At 42.9% G+C, this 16359-nt stretch carries 17 protein-coding genes; 14 read left to right on the plus strand and 3 right to left on the minus strand.

The genetic code is table 11. From position 1 onward, the window contains the following. Positions 1-86 precede the first annotated feature (86 nt). The 4 genes from Q0R52_RS08055 (at position 87) to Q0R52_RS08070 (ending at position 2930) form a co-directional block, all read left to right on the plus strand. Positions 87-293: an RNA-binding S4 domain-containing protein gene (locus Q0R52_RS08055; protein ID WP_295793787.1), complete on the plus strand. Its 207-nt coding sequence runs from the start codon at positions 87-89 to the stop codon at positions 291-293. A 3-nt stretch (positions 294-296) separates the two neighbouring features. Then, entirely contained in the window at positions 297-1355 is a 1059-nt protein-coding gene (gene aroB, locus Q0R52_RS08060) for a 3-dehydroquinate synthase (RefSeq protein WP_295793789.1), read from the plus strand. Between the two features lie 68 nt (positions 1356-1423). Further along, a complete protein-coding gene (locus tag Q0R52_RS08065) occupies positions 1424-2350 on the plus strand; it encodes a sterol desaturase family protein (RefSeq protein WP_295793791.1) in 927 nt (308 codons plus the stop codon). Positions 2351-2429: 79 nt separating this feature from the next. After that, the gene (locus Q0R52_RS08070; RefSeq protein WP_295793792.1) at positions 2430-2930 is read left to right on the plus strand and encodes a hypothetical protein; all 501 of its coding nucleotides are present in this window, start codon (positions 2430-2432) and stop codon (positions 2928-2930) included. A 64-nt stretch (positions 2931-2994) separates the two neighbouring features. Here Q0R52_RS08070 and Q0R52_RS08075 read toward each other — a convergent pair whose 3' ends face one another. After that, the gene (locus tag Q0R52_RS08075) at positions 2995-3477 is read right to left on the minus strand and encodes a nuclear transport factor 2 family protein (protein WP_295793793.1); all 483 of its coding nucleotides are present in this window, start codon (positions 3475-3477) and stop codon (positions 2995-2997) included. A gap of 234 nt (positions 3478-3711) precedes the next feature. Between Q0R52_RS08075 and Q0R52_RS08080 the strand changes: the two genes are divergently transcribed. Next, entirely contained in the window at positions 3712-4539 is an 828-nt protein-coding gene (locus Q0R52_RS08080) for a sugar phosphate isomerase/epimerase (RefSeq protein WP_295793795.1), read from the plus strand. A gap of 51 nt (positions 4540-4590) precedes the next feature. On the opposite strand, the gene Q0R52_RS08085 is transcribed toward Q0R52_RS08080, so the two are convergent. Beyond that, positions 4591-5403, minus strand: coding sequence for a hypothetical protein (locus Q0R52_RS08085; RefSeq protein ID WP_295793796.1), 813 nt, complete (start codon positions 5401-5403; stop codon positions 4591-4593). Between the two features lie 452 nt (positions 5404-5855). Between Q0R52_RS08085 and Q0R52_RS08090 the strand changes: the two genes are divergently transcribed. The 8 genes from Q0R52_RS08090 to Q0R52_RS08125 all read left to right on the plus strand — a co-directional run bounded on the left by Q0R52_RS08090 (position 5856) and on the right by Q0R52_RS08125 (position 12863). Next, entirely contained in the window at positions 5856-6764 is a 909-nt protein-coding gene (locus Q0R52_RS08090) for a prephenate dehydratase (RefSeq protein WP_295793798.1), read from the plus strand. Positions 6765-6923: 159 nt separating this feature from the next. Next, on the plus strand, positions 6924-8051 hold the full coding sequence (locus tag Q0R52_RS08095; RefSeq protein WP_252790979.1) for a chorismate mutase: 1128 nt from the start codon (positions 6924-6926) through the stop codon (positions 8049-8051). A 155-nt stretch (positions 8052-8206) separates the two neighbouring features. Further along, a complete protein-coding gene (aroA, locus tag Q0R52_RS08100; RefSeq protein WP_295793802.1) occupies positions 8207-9493 on the plus strand; it encodes a 3-phosphoshikimate 1-carboxyvinyltransferase in 1287 nt (428 codons plus the stop codon). A 245-nt stretch (positions 9494-9738) separates the two neighbouring features. Next, positions 9739-10836 carry a chorismate synthase gene (gene aroC, locus Q0R52_RS08105; RefSeq protein ID WP_295793804.1) on the plus strand — a complete coding sequence of 366 codons (1098 nt, stop codon included), beginning with the start codon at positions 9739-9741 and terminating at the stop codon, positions 10834-10836. Positions 10837-11118: 282 nt separating this feature from the next. Continuing rightward, entirely contained in the window at positions 11119-11832 is a 714-nt protein-coding gene (locus Q0R52_RS08110) for an MFS transporter (protein ID WP_295793806.1), read from the plus strand. Then, complete coding sequence (locus Q0R52_RS08115; protein WP_295793808.1) at positions 11832-12326, plus strand: MFS transporter; 495 nt, start codon at positions 11832-11834, stop codon at positions 12324-12326. The genes Q0R52_RS08110 and Q0R52_RS08115 overlap by 1 nt, the downstream gene beginning before the upstream one ends. Positions 12327-12363: 37 nt before the next feature. Further along, on the plus strand, positions 12364-12582 hold the full coding sequence (locus Q0R52_RS08120; protein WP_295793809.1) for a hypothetical protein: 219 nt from the start codon (positions 12364-12366) through the stop codon (positions 12580-12582). Further along, a complete protein-coding gene (locus tag Q0R52_RS08125) occupies positions 12582-12863 on the plus strand; it encodes a type II toxin-antitoxin system YafQ family toxin (RefSeq protein ID WP_295793811.1) in 282 nt (93 codons plus the stop codon). Before Q0R52_RS08120 ends, Q0R52_RS08125 begins: the two co-directional genes overlap by 1 nt. A gap of 105 nt (positions 12864-12968) precedes the next feature. On the opposite strand, the gene Q0R52_RS08130 is transcribed toward Q0R52_RS08125, so the two are convergent. Beyond that, positions 12969-13547, minus strand: coding sequence for a TIGR00730 family Rossman fold protein (locus Q0R52_RS08130; RefSeq protein WP_295793813.1), 579 nt, complete (start codon positions 13545-13547; stop codon positions 12969-12971). A gap of 139 nt (positions 13548-13686) precedes the next feature. On the opposite strand from Q0R52_RS08130, the gene Q0R52_RS08135 reads away from it, so the two are divergent. Continuing rightward, entirely contained in the window at positions 13687-16302 is a 2616-nt protein-coding gene (locus tag Q0R52_RS08135; protein WP_295793814.1) for a glycoside hydrolase family 2 protein, read from the plus strand. Positions 16303-16359 lie beyond the last annotated feature (57 nt).

Consider the following 16359-nt stretch of genomic DNA (forward strand, 5'->3'; position numbering starts at 1 on the left):
ACTATGAATTATGGGCCAGTTTGCAAAATTATAAATTGCAAGCCAAATATCTCATTATTCGTTGAATAGTTTATTTTTGCTGCCCGATGATAGAGTTTAAAGTAACCGGCGACTATATACCAATGATACAATTATTGAAAGCAGCCAACCTGGTGCAAACCGGCGGCGAAGCGCAAATAGTTGTAACTGAGGGAGAAGTGATGTACAACGGGCATGTTGATTACCGCAAACGCCTGAAAGTAAAAAAAGGCGACACCGTTGAATTCAGAGGTGAAATTATCAGAGTTATATAAATCATGCAGACCATCCACAGCGATAACTACCCCATATTTTTTGAAAACAGCCTGGCCGAGCTTAAAAAATTTGTTGATGCCGGCAAATATTCACGATCGTTTATTTTAACTGATGAGCACACCTCGGTTCACTGCCTGCCCTTAGTACAGGCTGTTTTTGACGGGCATGAGAATTTCGATATCATAGAGGTGAGTTCGGGCGAAGAAAGCAAAACTATCGACTTTTGTATAGGCATTTGGAAAATGCTGATTGATTTTGAAGCAGATCGCAAAGCATTACTAATAAACCTGGGCGGCGGTGTAATTACCGACATGGGCGGATTTGCAGCGTCGACCTTTAAACGGGGGATTGATTTTGTACACGTACCCACTACCCTGCTTTCGCAGGTTGATGCCTCGGTTGGCGGCAAAACGGGTATCGATATGGATAATATCAAAAACATCATCGGTACTTTCACCCAGCCAAAAGCAGTATTTATTTCTGACGAATTTTTAAAAACGCTGCCCGAAAGACAGATACTCTCCGGCGTTGGCGAAATGCTAAAGCACGGACTGATAATGGATGCTGCTTATTGGGAAGCTTTAAAAAACAGCGATTTAAGCAAGCCGTCTGCGGCATTGATCCACCGCTCTGTGGAGATAAAAAACGAGGTTGTAATTGAAGACCCAACCGAAAAAGGTATTCGTAAGGCCTTAAACTTCGGGCATACCATTGGTCACGCGGTTGAAACTAATTCATTGATAAATGACAAACGCCCGTTAACACACGGCGAAGCTATTGCTTTAGGTATGATTTGCGAGGCTTATCTGTCGCACAAAAAAACCGGCTTAAGTAGTGCTGATTTAGACGAAATTGTAAAGGTGATAAGTAAATTATACCCAAAATACAATCTTGCAGAAACAAACTTCGATACGTTGTGTGCAATAATGCTGAAAGATAAAAAGAACCAAAACGGCAACATAAATTGCACTTTATTGACTAACATTGGCCAATGCGTGCTTGACAATATTTGCACTAACGACGAACTTTGCGAAAGTTTATCATTTTACGCAAATTTGTAACGTTAAAACGCTCGATTAGGGTTTTCAAAATCCGAAATCGAACATCCGAAATTCGAAATCATTAAGCTATGTTCCACCCCGACCCCAGGCAGGAAACCGCAATTGTACTGGTAAGCTTACTGGTAGTGATGACCGTACTAGAAATGTGGTTCAGTTACCGCGAAAACCGGCATTATTATGAAAAGCGGGACACGCTCACCAATATTTATTTAACGACGCTTGCATTTTTGTTAAACCTTGCGGTTGGCGGCTCTACGTTTTTTATTCTGCATTTCGCGTGGCAGTTCAGGTTGTTTCAAATACACAATGCCATTATTTACTGGGTGATATTGGTTGTGGTACAGGATTTTTTATACTGGGCGCTGCATTATACCGGGCACTATTGCCGCCTGTTTTGGGCCATTCATGTAACCCACCATTCCAGCGAACATTTTAATTTTACAACCGGCTTCCGTTCCACCGTTTTTGAGCCGCTTTACCGCGTGTTTTTTTATCTGCCCCTTGCCTTTATGGGCTTTAGTGCTGTTGATATTTTGTACGCATACCTGGTAACCCAGCTTTATGGCAACCTTGTGCATACACAGTATAATGTGCCGCTGCCCAAATGGTACGGGCTTGTATTCGTAACGCCATCGCATCACCGGGTGCACCATGCATCAAACGTACCCTATCTTGATAAAAACATGGGCATGGTTTTAATAATATGGGACAGGCTATTCGGCACCTTCCGTGCAGAAAATCTACCCGAACCCGTAAAATATGGCTTAACTCACCAGCCCGAAAACCTTGGCCCGGTAAATGTATTATTTCACGAATGGCAGGCTTTATTGGCCGATGTAAAAAAAGCGCCAAACTTAAAAATTAAAATGCAATATCTTTTCAATCCACCGGGATGGAGCCATGACGGTAGCAGCCAAACCGCAAGGGTGATGCAAAGGCAGTGGGAAGAAAATCAAGTTTCAAAACAATTAACCGGACCCACCTATAACGCCTGAACAAATATTATCTAAACCGAGCCTTAATAATTTAAATAAAAAGCTGTTATATTTAGATAATAGTTTTATCCCACCAATTATGAAAAAAACACTTTTATCATCAGGACTGGTTTTTGCGTTTGTTGCCTTAACCTTAACTGCGTGTCATTTTAGCGTTGGCACCAGCAAAGATTTTAATACTGGTTTAAAGGAATCGCATAATGGTTTTGCGGTAAGTGATGTTTTCCTCGCCAATAAAGATGGTCAGCACTTAAAAAACAATAAAGTAAAAATGGATTCCACATTCACCATCGTAGCTACCGGTGTTGAAAATTATAAATTAAATGGCGGCAAAGCCTACCCCGGCTGCGAATTAACTTTAAAAGATAAAACGGGCAAAGTACTGGGTTCGATTCCTGATTTAATGGCCGATATTGCCAAAAATGGCCTCGTTCCAACGGGCGCTACTACTTTAACAGCAATGTTGTCCCTACATCATCCATTTGTATCGGGCGAGACCTACCACGTAACAGCGCGCTTTTTTGACAAATATGAGCCGAAAAATGAGATAAAAGTGGATGTAGAAGTATTGCTCCAGTAGTTACTTATTGGGCATCCATTTGATAATTCCCGGTATCGGGCAGCAAACTCGCGTCTGATACACATCAATGCAGGCTAATAACGCGCGTTATTTGCCAAATACCATTTCTAAGTCTCCACACTACTATAAACTTATCAGGTTTGGATGGCGTTTCACTTTCCTGGTGATTAATAAATCGGTGAAGGCCAACCTCTACAGCGCCAAACCCGGCTATGGGATAAACCTCAATACTCCCCGGCACCAGCACCCTGGTCACTTTGCCGCAAATATTCTTCTTTAACGCATCCAAAAGAGCTTGTTTTGAAGTCTGCAAGCCTCCTTTGTCGTGGTAAAACTCTATGCTGTCGGCATAAATAGCGGCTTGTTTATCCATATCGCAAGTGTTGTAGGCGTTAAAATACACGCTGTCCATATGCGCGATGGTATTATATAACTCCTGCGATTCGGGTTTGTACGTATAGGTTTCCTTATTTTGCGCGGATACCACAACCGCAGTAACCATAATAGTAAGCGAAGTTAAAAGTGTTGATAGTTTAAAGATTTTCATGATTACAATATTATTTACAGTTTGAGAGTCCAGTTCCATGCCAATTAATTAACAAACTGACAATCAAATATTTGAATCCTGTTAAAAACAGAACACGTTCGTTAATGATACATGTATCGTTTGCTTTCGATACCATTAGTGACCCTAACAAATCTAAGCATCCCCATTTAAATTAATACGAATATTCGCAGGGTTTCATTTTATTTCCTGACTTTTGAAGTAAACCAATAACCAATGCAAATCAAATTTTTTTGCCCTAAATGGGGTTCGGATAATATCACCTGGGATGCCTTTTGTGCAAAGGTAAAAGCAGCGGGCTATGATGGTGTTGAAACCCCTGTGCCTTTTGATGCTGCCGAACAACAGGAGATTATTACTGCAATAAAAGACCATGAACTATTGCTTATCGGGCAGTATTACCAATCGTTCGAAAAAGACTTTGAGGCGCACAAAAGCAGCTTTAAGAAGTACATGGAGTACCTGGCAGCAATGCAGCCTTTGTTAATCGACTCGCAAACCGGTAAAGATTATTTTACCGCTGCCCAAAACAGCGAACTTTTTACAATTGCACAGGCAGTAACTAACGAAACCGGCGTAACAATAGCCCATGAAACCCATCGCAATAAGGCCCTATTTGCCGCACATGTTACCAAAGACTTGCTGATAGCCAACCCCGAGGTAGTCATCACCGCCGATTTTTCGCACTGGTGCAATGTATCCGAAAGTTTACTGGAGCAGCAGCAGGAATCGCTGGATGTTGCCACAAGCAGGACTGTGCATATCCATGCCCGGGTTGGTCACGCCGAATCAGCACAGGTATCCGACCCGCGGGCCCCGGAATGGAGCGCCGAAGTTGAAGCACATTTGACGTGGTGGGATGCTATTATTGATTGTAGACTAAAAAGTGGTGCACAACTTAGTACCATCACACCCGAATTTGGCCCGGCACCTTATATGCCGGCATTGCCTTATACTAAAATGCCGGTAGCGAACCAGTGGGATATTAATGTTTATATGATGGGGATGTTGAGGGCGCGGTATAATTTAAACCATGAAGAGTAATAATGTGCACTAAAAGGATTAAAATCAAATAAAACACACGTTTTCTTAGTGTTACCCATCATCTTCTGAATTATTCGGAACCAAAATAAAATCTTTGTTAAGGTCAGCTAACAATTCCAAATATAACTTTCTTTTAATTCGTTTGTACCATATCCACAATTCCATAACAAAAAGGTAAATAAAGATTGAAGAAACGATAACAAATGAAGAGGACTGAATATGCAATTTGGCTGCTAAGACCACCGAAAGTTCAGTAAATGACAGTAGGTTTACGAAAACAAGTATTATTGAACCGACAAAAAAGCGCTTCCAAAACCATTTCCCCATAATATACTGCTCAATTGCAATAATCGATAATAACCCCAAATAATCATTTGCTTCACTATACCTTGTTTTACTCTCTTCAATTGCAGGTCCAACAAACTTGCCCATATATATTTCGCCAATTTTACCGGAAATAGAAAATAGAGTAAGTACTATGGTAAAAAATCGCAAAGAAACTGCACTCAGACACAACAATGCAAATAGAATCCCCGCCATAAATATCATTCCAACACTTGTTTTTGTTAATTTACCTCTATTGGGCGCTATAATAAAAGTATATTCTTCGTCATTTAAATCCGTAATCGTTCCGTAAATCCACGATAGGTAACAAAGTGTAAGGGTTACTCTCAAAAAGGTTGATGAGAGTTTGTCATTAATTTCCGGGGCGGGGATTTCTTTGAATTGAAGCCATGTAAAAAAGATAACAAGCGCCGCGCCGATATACTTAATTAAAGCTTTTACCACTTCGAATATTTGCCTTCGTCTAATTAGTTCTTCGTTTGGAATTAGAACACTTGGTCTAACTTTTTTCTTGTCCATTAGTATAATGTATAAGGTTCAAACAGGCATCAGGCAATCTACAGAGAAACGAGTGGATTTATAATGATTTATAATAAGGTTAAATATGCTTAGTAAAGCTAACTGTTAATAATGATAAAAGCAACAAGTTAGCCCTTGAACCTGCAAATTGTTATCCTTCTATTATTTCTTGATAAACAAGGCTAAAAACCTATATTATAGATTGACCCACCAAATTTTATTCTGTTTACCCCCTTTATTTTCAAAAAAATAAAATTTTCTATTGACAATACCATTTCTACCCGTATATTTACACCGCAAACAAAAACAAAATGAAATTTAACAGTGCATATTTTTATGGTTACTACTTTTACTTTACCAGTAAGAGCCGGGACTAATATGCAGTAACAAACATATAAAGAAACTGAAAAGTCCCGGCCAAAAACCGGGACTTTTTGCGTTAAAGGGAGTTTATGAAACAAGAACAATTACGAGTTGCAATTCAGGGGATACGCGCTTCGTTTCACGAAGAAGCAGCATTCAAATATTTTGGTGAGGATATCCATACTATTGAATGCAACTCGTTTAAGCAAACATTCGAGGCGTTAAAAAATAAAAATGCTGATTATGTGGTAATGGCCATAGAGAATAGCATTGCCGGCAGCATTTTACCCAACTACTCGCTGTTGCTCAGCTATGGCTTCCCGGTTGTGGGCGAAATTTACCTGCCCATACAGCTGCACCTGATGGCGTTGCCGGGCGTAAAGTTCGAGGATATTAAATATGTAACCTCGCACCCTATCGCCATCCGCCAGTGTGTTGATTTTTTTGACGAATATCCGCAGCTAAACATTGTTGAAAGCAACGACACCGCTGCCTGCGCCAAACGCATCCGCGATGAGCAACTTACCGATACCGTAGCTATTGCCAACTCGCTGGCCGCAAGATTATATGGGCTGGACGTATTGGAGCGCCGTATTGAATCGAACAAAAAGAATTTTACGCGTTTTTTGATACTCACCCATCATGAAAATGTATCGAAAAAGAATCCTAATAAAGCCTCGCTTTGTTTCCAGGTGAGTAATACCGTTGGGGCGTTGGCCAAGGTGCTTAACATATTTGCAGAACAGGGCCTTAATATGAGCAAAATACAAAGCATGCCAATTTTAGGCAAGCGCAACGAGTATAACTTTTATGTAGATGTTGAATGGGACGATACCAAAACCTACGACATTGCCATACGCCAGATATTGAAGTATACCCAAAACTTTAACATACTGGGCGAATATGAAAGGCACGACGAAGAAAACGGCGCACTGCCAAAAACTGTAAAGAACGAAAAGGTACCGAGGACATATATTAAAATTAAGAAGATGAGCTGAAGGGAAGTCCGAAAGTCGGGAAAGTCCGGAAAGTCAGTAAAGACAGAAGGATAGCGGAGGTTTGAAAGTCAGAAATCCGCAAATGAAAATTAGCAGAGAACCAAAAACAATTAAAATATAAAAAACAATCTTCCGGTCTTCCGGACAAAAAACAAAGAAATGAAACTAAATTTAAACATACAACCATTAAGCTCATGGATTAAGACCGGTAGCGAACCGTTATTAATTGCAGGACCTTGCAGTGCCGAAACTGAAGACCAGTTGGTAGCCACCGCCCATTTATTAGCAAAAACCGGCAAGGTATCAGCCCTTCGTGCAGGTATCTGGAAACCACGTACCCGTCCGGGTGAGTTTGAAGGCATTGGCAGCATTGGCCTACAATGGTTAAAACGCGCAAAGGAAGAAACCGGCCTGCCAACTGCCATTGAAGTTGCTACCGCCAAGCACGTTGAAGAAGCTTTGGCCGCAGGCGTTGACATCCTTTGGGTGGGCGCACGCTCAACCGTTAACCCTTTTACCGTGCAGGAAATTGCTGACGCTTTGCGCGGCGTTGATATACCGGTAATGGTTAAAAACCCGGTAAATCCCGACCTTTCATTATGGATTGGTGCGTTGGAGCGTATCAATAATGCAGGTATTACCAAGTTAGCAGCTATACACCGTGGTTTTTCATCGCACGAAAAAAGCGCATTCCGTAACGAGCCAATGTGGGATTTGGCCATCAGCCTTAAAACACTGGCACCAGAATTACCACTAATTAACGACCCAAGCCACATTACCGGCAACCGTGATTTGATTGGCTACATATCGCAAAAAGCATTGGATTTGGATATGCAGGGCTTAATGATAGAGAGCCACATCGACCCTTCAGTGGCCTGGACAGACGCTAAACAACAGGTTACGCCTGCTGCTTTGGTTGAAATTATTGAACACTTAACCTTGCGTAAGCCTGAAATTCGCAATGCTGCTGTAAAGGATAAATTGGAAGAACTACGTCACCAGATTGACAAAATAGATGACCTGGTTATTCAGAAAATGTCTGAGCGTATGAACATTGTTGAGCAGATTGGTAACTACAAAAAAGACAACAACATCACAATTTTGCAAGTTAACCGGTGGGATGAGATTTTGAGAAAAGGCGTTAACTACGGCAAAGCCCTAAAATTAAGCGCAGAGTTTACTGAGAAATTGCTGGAATTGATCCACGCAGAATCAATCCGCAAACAAACCGAGATAATGAATAAGGACAAAGCCGGACAGGCAGCAGATAAATTAACGCACGCGTAATTGCCCGCATAACCTTGCACTTTGGAGACGCGAAGCATCGCGTCTCTACAAAAGGTGTTTTTAAAATTCCGTAGAGGCGCAATATTTTGCGTTTCCTGAACAGAAAATTATATACAGAGACACAAAGTATTGTGTCTCTACAGGAATATATTTTAATGAAACATAATATCATCCTTACCAAAACAAGCAAAACAACAAAAGGCACGGTACAGCTGACTGGTTCAAAAAGTGAGTGCAACCGGGCGCTGATAATTGAAGCGCTAAGCAATGGTAAGGTAAAAGTTGAAAATATTTCGGACGCAGCGGATGCGCAGACGTTGTCTGAAGTCCTGAGTCGAAAGTCTGAAGTCTTGAGTCAGAAAGCAAACGATTCCGGACTTGAGACTCAAGACTTAAAGCTCGTAGACATTGGCCCCGCTGGCACGGCTATGCGTTTTCTAACTGCTTATTTTACATTGCAGGATGAAGAGGTAATACTAACCGGCAGCGCACGGATGAAGCAACGCCCGATTGGCGTTTTGGTAGACGCTTTACGCGAGTTAGGTGCCCAAATTGACTATGTAGAAAATGAAGGGTTCCCTCCTATTAAACTAAAAGGCAGCTTAGCGCAGCAATCTAACAAGGTCAGTATAAAAGGAAATATAAGCAGCCAGTACATTACTGCCTTGCTGCTTATAGCTGCCCGGCTGCCTTTGGGTTTAGAATTGCATATCGAAGGCGATTTAACCTCGCGACCTTATGTTGAAATGACGCTAGCCATGCTGCAAACAGCCGGTATTCAACACAAATGGGTTGATAACGTAATTTCGATTGAGCCGCAGGAATTCAAACCGACATCGATTTATATTGAACCGGATTGGAGCGCCGCGTCGTATTGGTATGCGATTGCTGCTTTATCGGACGAAGCGGAGTTATTTTTACCCGGTTTGACCCAGTATAGCCTGCAGGGTGATAGCGTTATAACCGAGATAATGGCCAACTTTGGTATTACTTCGCAATTTAAGGATGGCGGTGTCTACCTGCAAAAGGAAGTTAAACCAGTCTTCCGGAAAATATTTGACATGAAGGAATGCCCCGACCTGGCACAAACTGTTATAGTGGTTTGTGCAGCGTTAGGCCACGAAGCTACATTTACAGGACTTGAAACCCTGAAGATAAAAGAAACCGACCGCATAAAAGCCCTGCAAAATGAGCTTGCAAAAATTGGCGTTAAACTGGTTGAAAAAGGCCAGGTTTATAAGCTTGACTGCAGCGAAAAGCAAATCCCCGACCGTATATTTGTAAATACCTACGACGACCACCGTATGGCCATGGCCTTTGCGCCGCTGGCGTTAGTGGTGCCCGAGGTGGAAATTGAAGATGCCGATGTGGTTGAGAAATCGTACCCGGCTTTTTGGAAAGATTTGGAGAAGGCGGGATTTGAGGTGGAGGTGAAAGTGTAAAGCCGAAAGGCAAAAGCTAAAAGCCCCGCGTCATTGCGAGGAACGATCCGCCAGCTGGCGGACTACGCAGGACATTCAGGGAACAAAACAGTTGTGGCGTGTATGCGGCCGCCTGCTCATCACAAACTAAAGGTCCTTGATTTGCATGTGAAGAGGTTGCTTCGTTCCTCGCAATGACGGGCGCAGAAATAAAATCAAAGAAATCGATGTAATCATTCACCAATCGGTGAAATCAAAAAAATAAAATGGCAGGCAATTCATTTGGGCAATTATTCAGGATAACAACTTTTGGCGAATCGCACGGCGAGGCTATTGGGGTAATAATAGATGGCTGCCCGGCGCAACTGGATATTGATATGGATTACATACAGGGCGAGTTGGACAAACGCAAGCCTGGCCAATCCAAAATCACCACGCAGCGTAAGGAAAGTGATACAGTAAAAATTCTTTCAGGCATTTTTGAAGGTAAAACCACGGGTACACCCATTATGATGCTGATACCAAACGAGGACCAGCGCTCAAAGGATTACACCCACAATGTTGATGTTTTCCGCCCGTCGCATGCAGATTACACCTACCAAACCAAATACGGCATCCGCGACCATCGCGGCGGTGGCAGGTCGTCCGCCAGAGAAACTGCGGCCCGTGTTGCAGCAGGCGCTGTGGCTAAGCTAATGCTAAAGACCCAGGGTATTGATATTGTTGCCCATGTAAGCAGCGTGGGTAAAATCAATGCACCTAACGTAGAGATAAAAAACGCCGATGAATTTATTGCGGACCGCGAAAAAAACATTGTGCGCTGTGCCGATCCGGCTACTGCGGAAGAAATGATCGAATATATTGATTCTATCCGCAAGCAAGGTGACACCGTAGGCGGCAAAGTGAGTTGCTATATACAAAATTGCCCTGTGGGCCTTGGCGAGCCTGTGTTTGACAAGCTGCATGCCGATCTTGGTAAAGCAATGTTAAGCATCAACGCGGTGCATGGTTTTGAATATGGTTCGGGCTTTGCGGGCAGCGAAATGCGCGGCTCTGAACATAACGATATTTTCATTAAAAACTCATTGGGCCAGGTTGGCACACTTACCAATTATTCCGGCGGTATACAGGGCGGCATAAGTAACGGTATGCCAATTGCGTTCACTGTAGCATTTAAACCGGTCGCCACTATAATGCACAACCAGGCTACTATCGATAGCGAGGGTAATGCAGCCGAAATATCAGGCAAAGGCCGGCACGACCCTTGTGTGGTACCACGCGCAGTGCCTATTGTTGAGGCAATGGCTGCACTAGTGCTTGCTGACCATTGGTTGAGGAACAGGAACTCGATATTGCAGCGATAACGCGAAATTCGTTGTGCATATTAGTCTAATAATTAAGTAAGCCTATAACTTGGATATTTATCATTTACAAGTATCCACAAGTTTCCTCCGAACCGGGGTTATGTTTATCTTTCCGCTCATCAAAAACAAGATGCGGCATCTCATAACTGGCCTTGGTTGACAGCAACTAACTTTGCCATTGTTTGTAAATATTATTTCCCCGGTTAGGTTACCTTTAGATATTTAGAAGTATAAAGATCAGGGTGTTAATCACAATTCGCCCCAAAAAATGTCTTTTTACTCATGCTTACCTATACTATCCAATTATACAAAAATGCATACAACGGACTATCTAAAAATAGCTGGTACCTTTCTGCAGTAATGCTCATTAACCGGGCGGGTACTATGGTGGTGCCTTTTATGAGCATTTACTGTGTAAAGCAACTACATTTTAGCATAGTGCAGGCAGGGGCAGTTATGTCGCTATTCGGGGTGGGTGCAATAAGCGGTTCGTTTGTTGGGGGCAAACTAACCGACAAATTTGGATTTTATGATGTACAGGTAGGCGCCTTGCTAAGCGGCGGCATTTTATTTTTGGCGCTGGGTTATCAACATACTTTTCCCACAGTTTGCTTTGGCACATTTATACTAAGTTTTTGTAACGAGTCGTTTCGCCCGGCAAACTCCACTGCCATTGCGCATTACAGCACGCCGGAGAATAAAACACGCTCCTATTCGCTGAACCGGCTGGCGATAAACCTTGGCTGGGCTGTTGGCGCCGGTTTTGGTGGATTGCTGGCATCCGTAAATTACCATTTGTTATTTTGGGTTGACGGCAGCACGAATATTTTGGCGGGATTACTTTTGCTTAAAATTATGCCACGGGCCGGCATTGTTAACACCATTAAAAAATGGAAGCCGGTGTTGCAAAAATCTCGCCGTACCGCGACAAAGTTTACCTGGTTTTTATCCTGCTTTCAACATTGTTCGGCATGTGTTTTTTCCAGTTTTTTATAATGGAACCGGTATTTTACAAACTGCAATGGCATTTCAGCGAACGATTTATCGGCTCGCTGATGGCCCTTAACGGCATACTTATCGGTATAGTTGCAATGGTACTGATAAACTATCTTGAAGGCAAAATGCATGTGTTGATTTATATAGTCGGTGGGGTTTTGCTGGGTGCAGTAGGCTTCGTCTTGCTCGTTTACCTGCCGGCCAGCGTAGCCGGTGCTTTAATAATTGTTTTATTGATGACTTTCGGCGAGATGCTAGCAATGCCTTTTATGAACACCTTTTGGATAAGCCGCGCCAGCGAATACAACCGCGGCGAATATGCAGCCTTGTACAGCATGTCGTGGTCGGCTGCGCAGGTTTGTGCGCCGGTTGTTGGCGGCGTGGTAATTAGTTATGGTGGTTTTAGTTTGTTGTGGTGGGCGCTATGCGGACTGAGTGTTGTTGCGGCCGGGGGGTATTATTTATTGTATAGGTTTACAAGGCATAGCCAATAATATTTAAACATCTTGTACGATTTAATTATATTTGTGTATGGAAACGCTTGTTATAAATATTCCGGAGAAAAAGAGTGCTTTAGTTAAACAGCTATTAAAGGAGTTAGGCGTAACGATAGACAAAAAAGCTACTGTTAATTGTACAAAATCACATCTTCCAAATGCATTAACGGCTAAGACCATTGAGGATGCCCATAATGGGATTGGATTAGAGGGGCCTATAACCGACTTAAAAGCTTTTATGGATTCCTTATAATGTTTGTTTTAACAATAACCGGTCAATTTAAAAAAGACCTTAGAGCAATAAAAAAGCGTTCGTCGAAAAACCATCAGTTGGTGTTTAATTTTCTCTCTGAATTAAAGATTAAAGGAGCTGCAGGGATAAATAAAAAATACTTACCTCATAAGTTATCAGGGAATTACAAAGACGATTGGGAAGCTCACATAAAACCTGACTTGCTTATAATTTGGTTTGAAATAACCAATGAGAATGAAATATTGTTATTAAGAGCAGGCTCACATTCGGATTTGTTTTAAACGATTTATTATCATCGTTCGTTTTAAACTTTCTTTTCGGTAAGCTGAAAGCTTACCACATGCTACCACGAGTTACGCTTTGCTAAACTCGCGGTAGCGATTAGGTCAAATTCTATCCCTAAACCAAACCTCATCGGGCTTTATCTCAATAGTATCCATCAGGTTAACCAATTCTACAGCATCACCCGACGATAAAACCAGACCACGGTTTGCCGGTTTCAGGAACTTTTGCTCAACCATCAGGTCCATTTGCTGTAGCAGCAAGTCGTAAAAGCCGTTTACATTTAGTATGCCTACCGGGTGGCTATGCAGGCCAAGCTGTAGCCAGGTTAGCACTTCGAAAAACTCTTCGAGGGTACCAAAACCGCCGGGCAGCATAATGATGCCGTCGCAAAGATCATTCATCAGTTGTTTGCGCTGGTGCATGTTTTCGACTATGTGCAATTCGGTCAGGCCTGTGTGACCAACTTCCTTATCCATCAAAAATTGGGGGATTACGCCAATTGCTTTACCGCCATGATTTAAAACAGCATCGGCCAAAATGCCCATTATGCCAACTTTGCCGCCGCCAAATACCAGGGTGATGTTGCGGTTTACCATCACTTCGGCCAGTTGTTCAACAGTCTGTCGCAGCAAAACGTCGCCATTAAAGTTAGCGCCGCAAAAAACACAAATTGCTTTCATAAGTAGTGGAATTGTAGTGGCGAAGGTCGTAAAAAACGGGTGACGAAAAAAAGTTTACCATATTATTTTGTTAAAATTGTGAAGCCAATATTTATACACCTGCTATATTCCGGGTCCTGGCCTGTTTAAACCTTTTGAAATGAAGAAAATTATACTTTTTGCATTACTGGGCATTGTGTGCCGATATTCCTTCGGGCAGGCAGCAACTGAAAATTACCGCCAGCTACTAAAATCCGGCTGGAACATGCAATCGGCCATTACTGATGCTACTGCGGGCGGGCAAATTTCAACAACTGCTTTCAATGCCGATAAATGGTACAAGGTAAGTGTGCCGACTACTGTAATAGCGGGCCTGCTGGCCAACAAAGTATATGATTTCGATCCGTTTTATGGCCGTAACTTTGAAAAGCTGAACGATACCCGGCTGGACAAACCATGGTGGTTCCGCAAAGAGTTTAAACTGCCCGAAAGCGAAAATGGCAAAAACGTCGTATTAAAGCTACAGGGTATAAATTATAAAGCCAATGTTTGGTTTAATGGTAAATTGATTGCCGACTCAACCCAGGTAATGGGGCCTTTCCGCATTATAGAACTGGACATAACAAAAGATGTAAAACACACCGGTATCAATGTGTTGGCCATTGAAGTAAAACGCCCCTTCGACCCCAACAAACGCGGCGGCGATTTAGCTATAGATTACGCCGACTGGATACATTACCCGCCAGATTTCAACAACGGCATCATTAATAATGCTGAAATAAAAACTTTCCGTAAAGTTGGTGTTGAATACCCCCTGGTAACCACAAAGTTCGATTTACCCTCACTGACTGTTGCCCATTTATCGGTTGATGCCATGGCGGTTAACTATACAGATAAGCCACAGGATGTCACGATAAAAGGTAAAATTAATGGCAATGTAAGCTTTGAGCAAAAGGTTCACCTTAATCCGCGCGAAAAAAAGCAGGTTACTTTCAGTTCGGCAAGCTATCCACAGCTTAACGTTAAAAATCCCCGCATTTGGTGGCCGTGGGAATATGGCAAACCAGAATTAAACAGAATTGAACTGTCATCGGTTACCAATGGCCAGTTAAGTAATGAGTTAGCTGAAAACTTCGGCATCAGGCAGGTATCGTCAGTGATGATTGATAGTAATAAAGCGCGCAAATTTGTGATAAACGGCAAGCCGATCATGTTGCGTGGTGCGGCGTGGTCACCTGATATTTTTCAGCGCCGTTCGCGCGAGCGCCAGGAACAGGAGCTGAAGCTGGTGCGGGATATGAATATGAATATTGTGCGCTCGGAAGGCAAGCTGGAAGACGACAGTTTTTACGAGATATGCGACCGCGAAGGCTTGTTGGTGATGACCGGCTGGATGTGCTGCGGTGCATGGCAATACCCCGAAAGATGGGATGCAGCTAAACGCAGCGTCGCCATGGCGTCGGACAGTAGCGTGATGTACTGGCTTCGTTATAAGCCATCGATGTTGACCTGGCTAAACGGCAGTGATATGCCGCCGCGTGATAAAAAGGTGGAAGCGGACTGGCTGGCTATTGAGGCTGACCTTAAATGGCCCAACCCAACCATCGCCAGTGCAAACGAAACAGCTTCCAAGGTATCGGGTCCAACGGGTGTAAAGATGGCCGGGCCTTACGATTGGGTTCCGCCCGCCTATTGGGAAGCTGATACAGGCAAATACGGCGGCGCATGGAGCTTTGCTACCGAAATTTCGCCGGGCCCTTCTATCCCACCCTACGAAAGCCTGATTAAGTTTATACCAAAGGATTCTATTAATAATAAAAGCCTCGACTGGTTGTATCACTGCGGCACCATGCAATTCGGAAACACCAAAATTTTTGATACGGCACTTTATGCCCGTTATGGAAAGCCGGCAGACATGATGGATTACCTTAATAAAGCCCAATTGCAAAATTATGAAGGCCATCGCGCCATGATGGAAGGTTACGGCTTAAAAAAATACAACAACGCGACCGGTGTGGTGCAATGGATGTTGAGCAATCCATGGCCGAGCCTGATTTGGCATACCTATGATTATTACTTGTACCCGGCGGGCACGTACTTCGGCATGAAAAAATCGCTGGAGCCGCTGCACGTGATGTATTCATACAAATCAAATGGCGTTGATATTATCAATTCAACGCTGCAATCATTCACCGGGTTAAAGGTTAAGGCAACGGTGTATAATCTCGACGGCACATTGAAATTCACCAAAGAGGCATCCGCAGATGTAGCTGAAGATGGAACAAAAGAGTGTTTTACACTCCCGCAAATAGAAGGCTTAAGTGATGTGTATTTTGTGCGGTTAGAGTTAAAAAATGCCGCTGGTAAAATCGAAAGCATTAACTGGTATTGGTTATCGGCAAAAAAAGATGAGCTGAACTGGAAGAAATCAACCTGGTATTATACACCACAATCAGTTTTTGCCGATTATTCATCTTTAAGCGGCATGGCGAAGGCAACTTTGAAAGTGAGCCGCACATCAGCCAAAACAGAAAATGGCACCTCACACAAAATCACGTTAACCAATGCCGGTAAATCGGTTGCATTTTTTGTGCATATACGGGCATTGAGAGAAAAAGGCGGCGAGGATATTTTGCCGGTTATTTTTGAGGATAACTACATTACCCTTGCTCCCGGCGAAACGCGTACCATCAATGGCAGCTATTTAAATAAGGATGCCGGTAAAAGTGAGCCTTATTTCCTGATAAAAGGATGGAATGTGGACGCAGTTGAATAAAACCGGCGAAGATGTTTTAACTTTGAAGATTAGCGGAAAGTAAGCCGGTAGTTTAAA

This window comes from Mucilaginibacter sp., assembly GCF_025359345.1.
GTDB lineage: Bacteria > Bacteroidota > Bacteroidia > Sphingobacteriales > Sphingobacteriaceae > Mucilaginibacter.

What these genes read in the sequence shown, in the direction of transcription:
- Q0R52_RS08055 (WP_295793787.1), top strand. Translation starts at nt 87, where the DNA reads ATGATAGAGTTTAAAGTAACCGGCGACTATATACCAATGATACAATTA.
- aroB (WP_295793789.1), top strand. Translation starts at nt 297, where the DNA reads ATGCAGACCATCCACAGCGATAACTACCCCATATTTTTTGAAAACAGC.
- Q0R52_RS08065 (WP_295793791.1), top strand. Translation starts at nt 1,424, where the DNA reads ATGTTCCACCCCGACCCCAGGCAGGAAACCGCAATTGTACTGGTAAGC.
- Q0R52_RS08070 (WP_295793792.1), top strand. Translation starts at nt 2,430, where the DNA reads ATGAAAAAAACACTTTTATCATCAGGACTGGTTTTTGCGTTTGTTGCC.
- Q0R52_RS08075 (WP_295793793.1), bottom strand. Translation starts at nt 3,477, where the DNA reads ATGAAAATCTTTAAACTATCAACACTTTTAACTTCGCTTACTATTATG.
- Q0R52_RS08080 (WP_295793795.1), top strand. Translation starts at nt 3,712, where the DNA reads ATGCAAATCAAATTTTTTTGCCCTAAATGGGGTTCGGATAATATCACC.
- Q0R52_RS08085 (WP_295793796.1), bottom strand. Translation starts at nt 5,403, where the DNA reads ATGGACAAGAAAAAAGTTAGACCAAGTGTTCTAATTCCAAACGAAGAA.
- Q0R52_RS08090 (WP_295793798.1), top strand. Translation starts at nt 5,856, where the DNA reads ATGAAACAAGAACAATTACGAGTTGCAATTCAGGGGATACGCGCTTCG.
- Q0R52_RS08095 (WP_252790979.1), top strand. Translation starts at nt 6,924, where the DNA reads ATGAAACTAAATTTAAACATACAACCATTAAGCTCATGGATTAAGACC.
- aroA (WP_295793802.1), top strand. Translation starts at nt 8,207, where the DNA reads ATGAAACATAATATCATCCTTACCAAAACAAGCAAAACAACAAAAGGC.
- aroC (WP_295793804.1), top strand. Translation starts at nt 9,739, where the DNA reads ATGGCAGGCAATTCATTTGGGCAATTATTCAGGATAACAACTTTTGGC.
- Q0R52_RS08110 (WP_295793806.1), top strand. Translation starts at nt 11,119, where the DNA reads ATGCTTACCTATACTATCCAATTATACAAAAATGCATACAACGGACTA.
- Q0R52_RS08115 (WP_295793808.1), top strand. Translation starts at nt 11,832, where the DNA reads ATGGAACCGGTATTTTACAAACTGCAATGGCATTTCAGCGAACGATTT.
- Q0R52_RS08120 (WP_295793809.1), top strand. Translation starts at nt 12,364, where the DNA reads ATGGAAACGCTTGTTATAAATATTCCGGAGAAAAAGAGTGCTTTAGTT.
- Q0R52_RS08125 (WP_295793811.1), top strand. Translation starts at nt 12,582, where the DNA reads ATGTTTGTTTTAACAATAACCGGTCAATTTAAAAAAGACCTTAGAGCA.
- Q0R52_RS08130 (WP_295793813.1), bottom strand. Translation starts at nt 13,547, where the DNA reads ATGAAAGCAATTTGTGTTTTTTGCGGCGCTAACTTTAATGGCGACGTT.
- Q0R52_RS08135 (WP_295793814.1), top strand. Translation starts at nt 13,687, where the DNA reads ATGAAGAAAATTATACTTTTTGCATTACTGGGCATTGTGTGCCGATAT.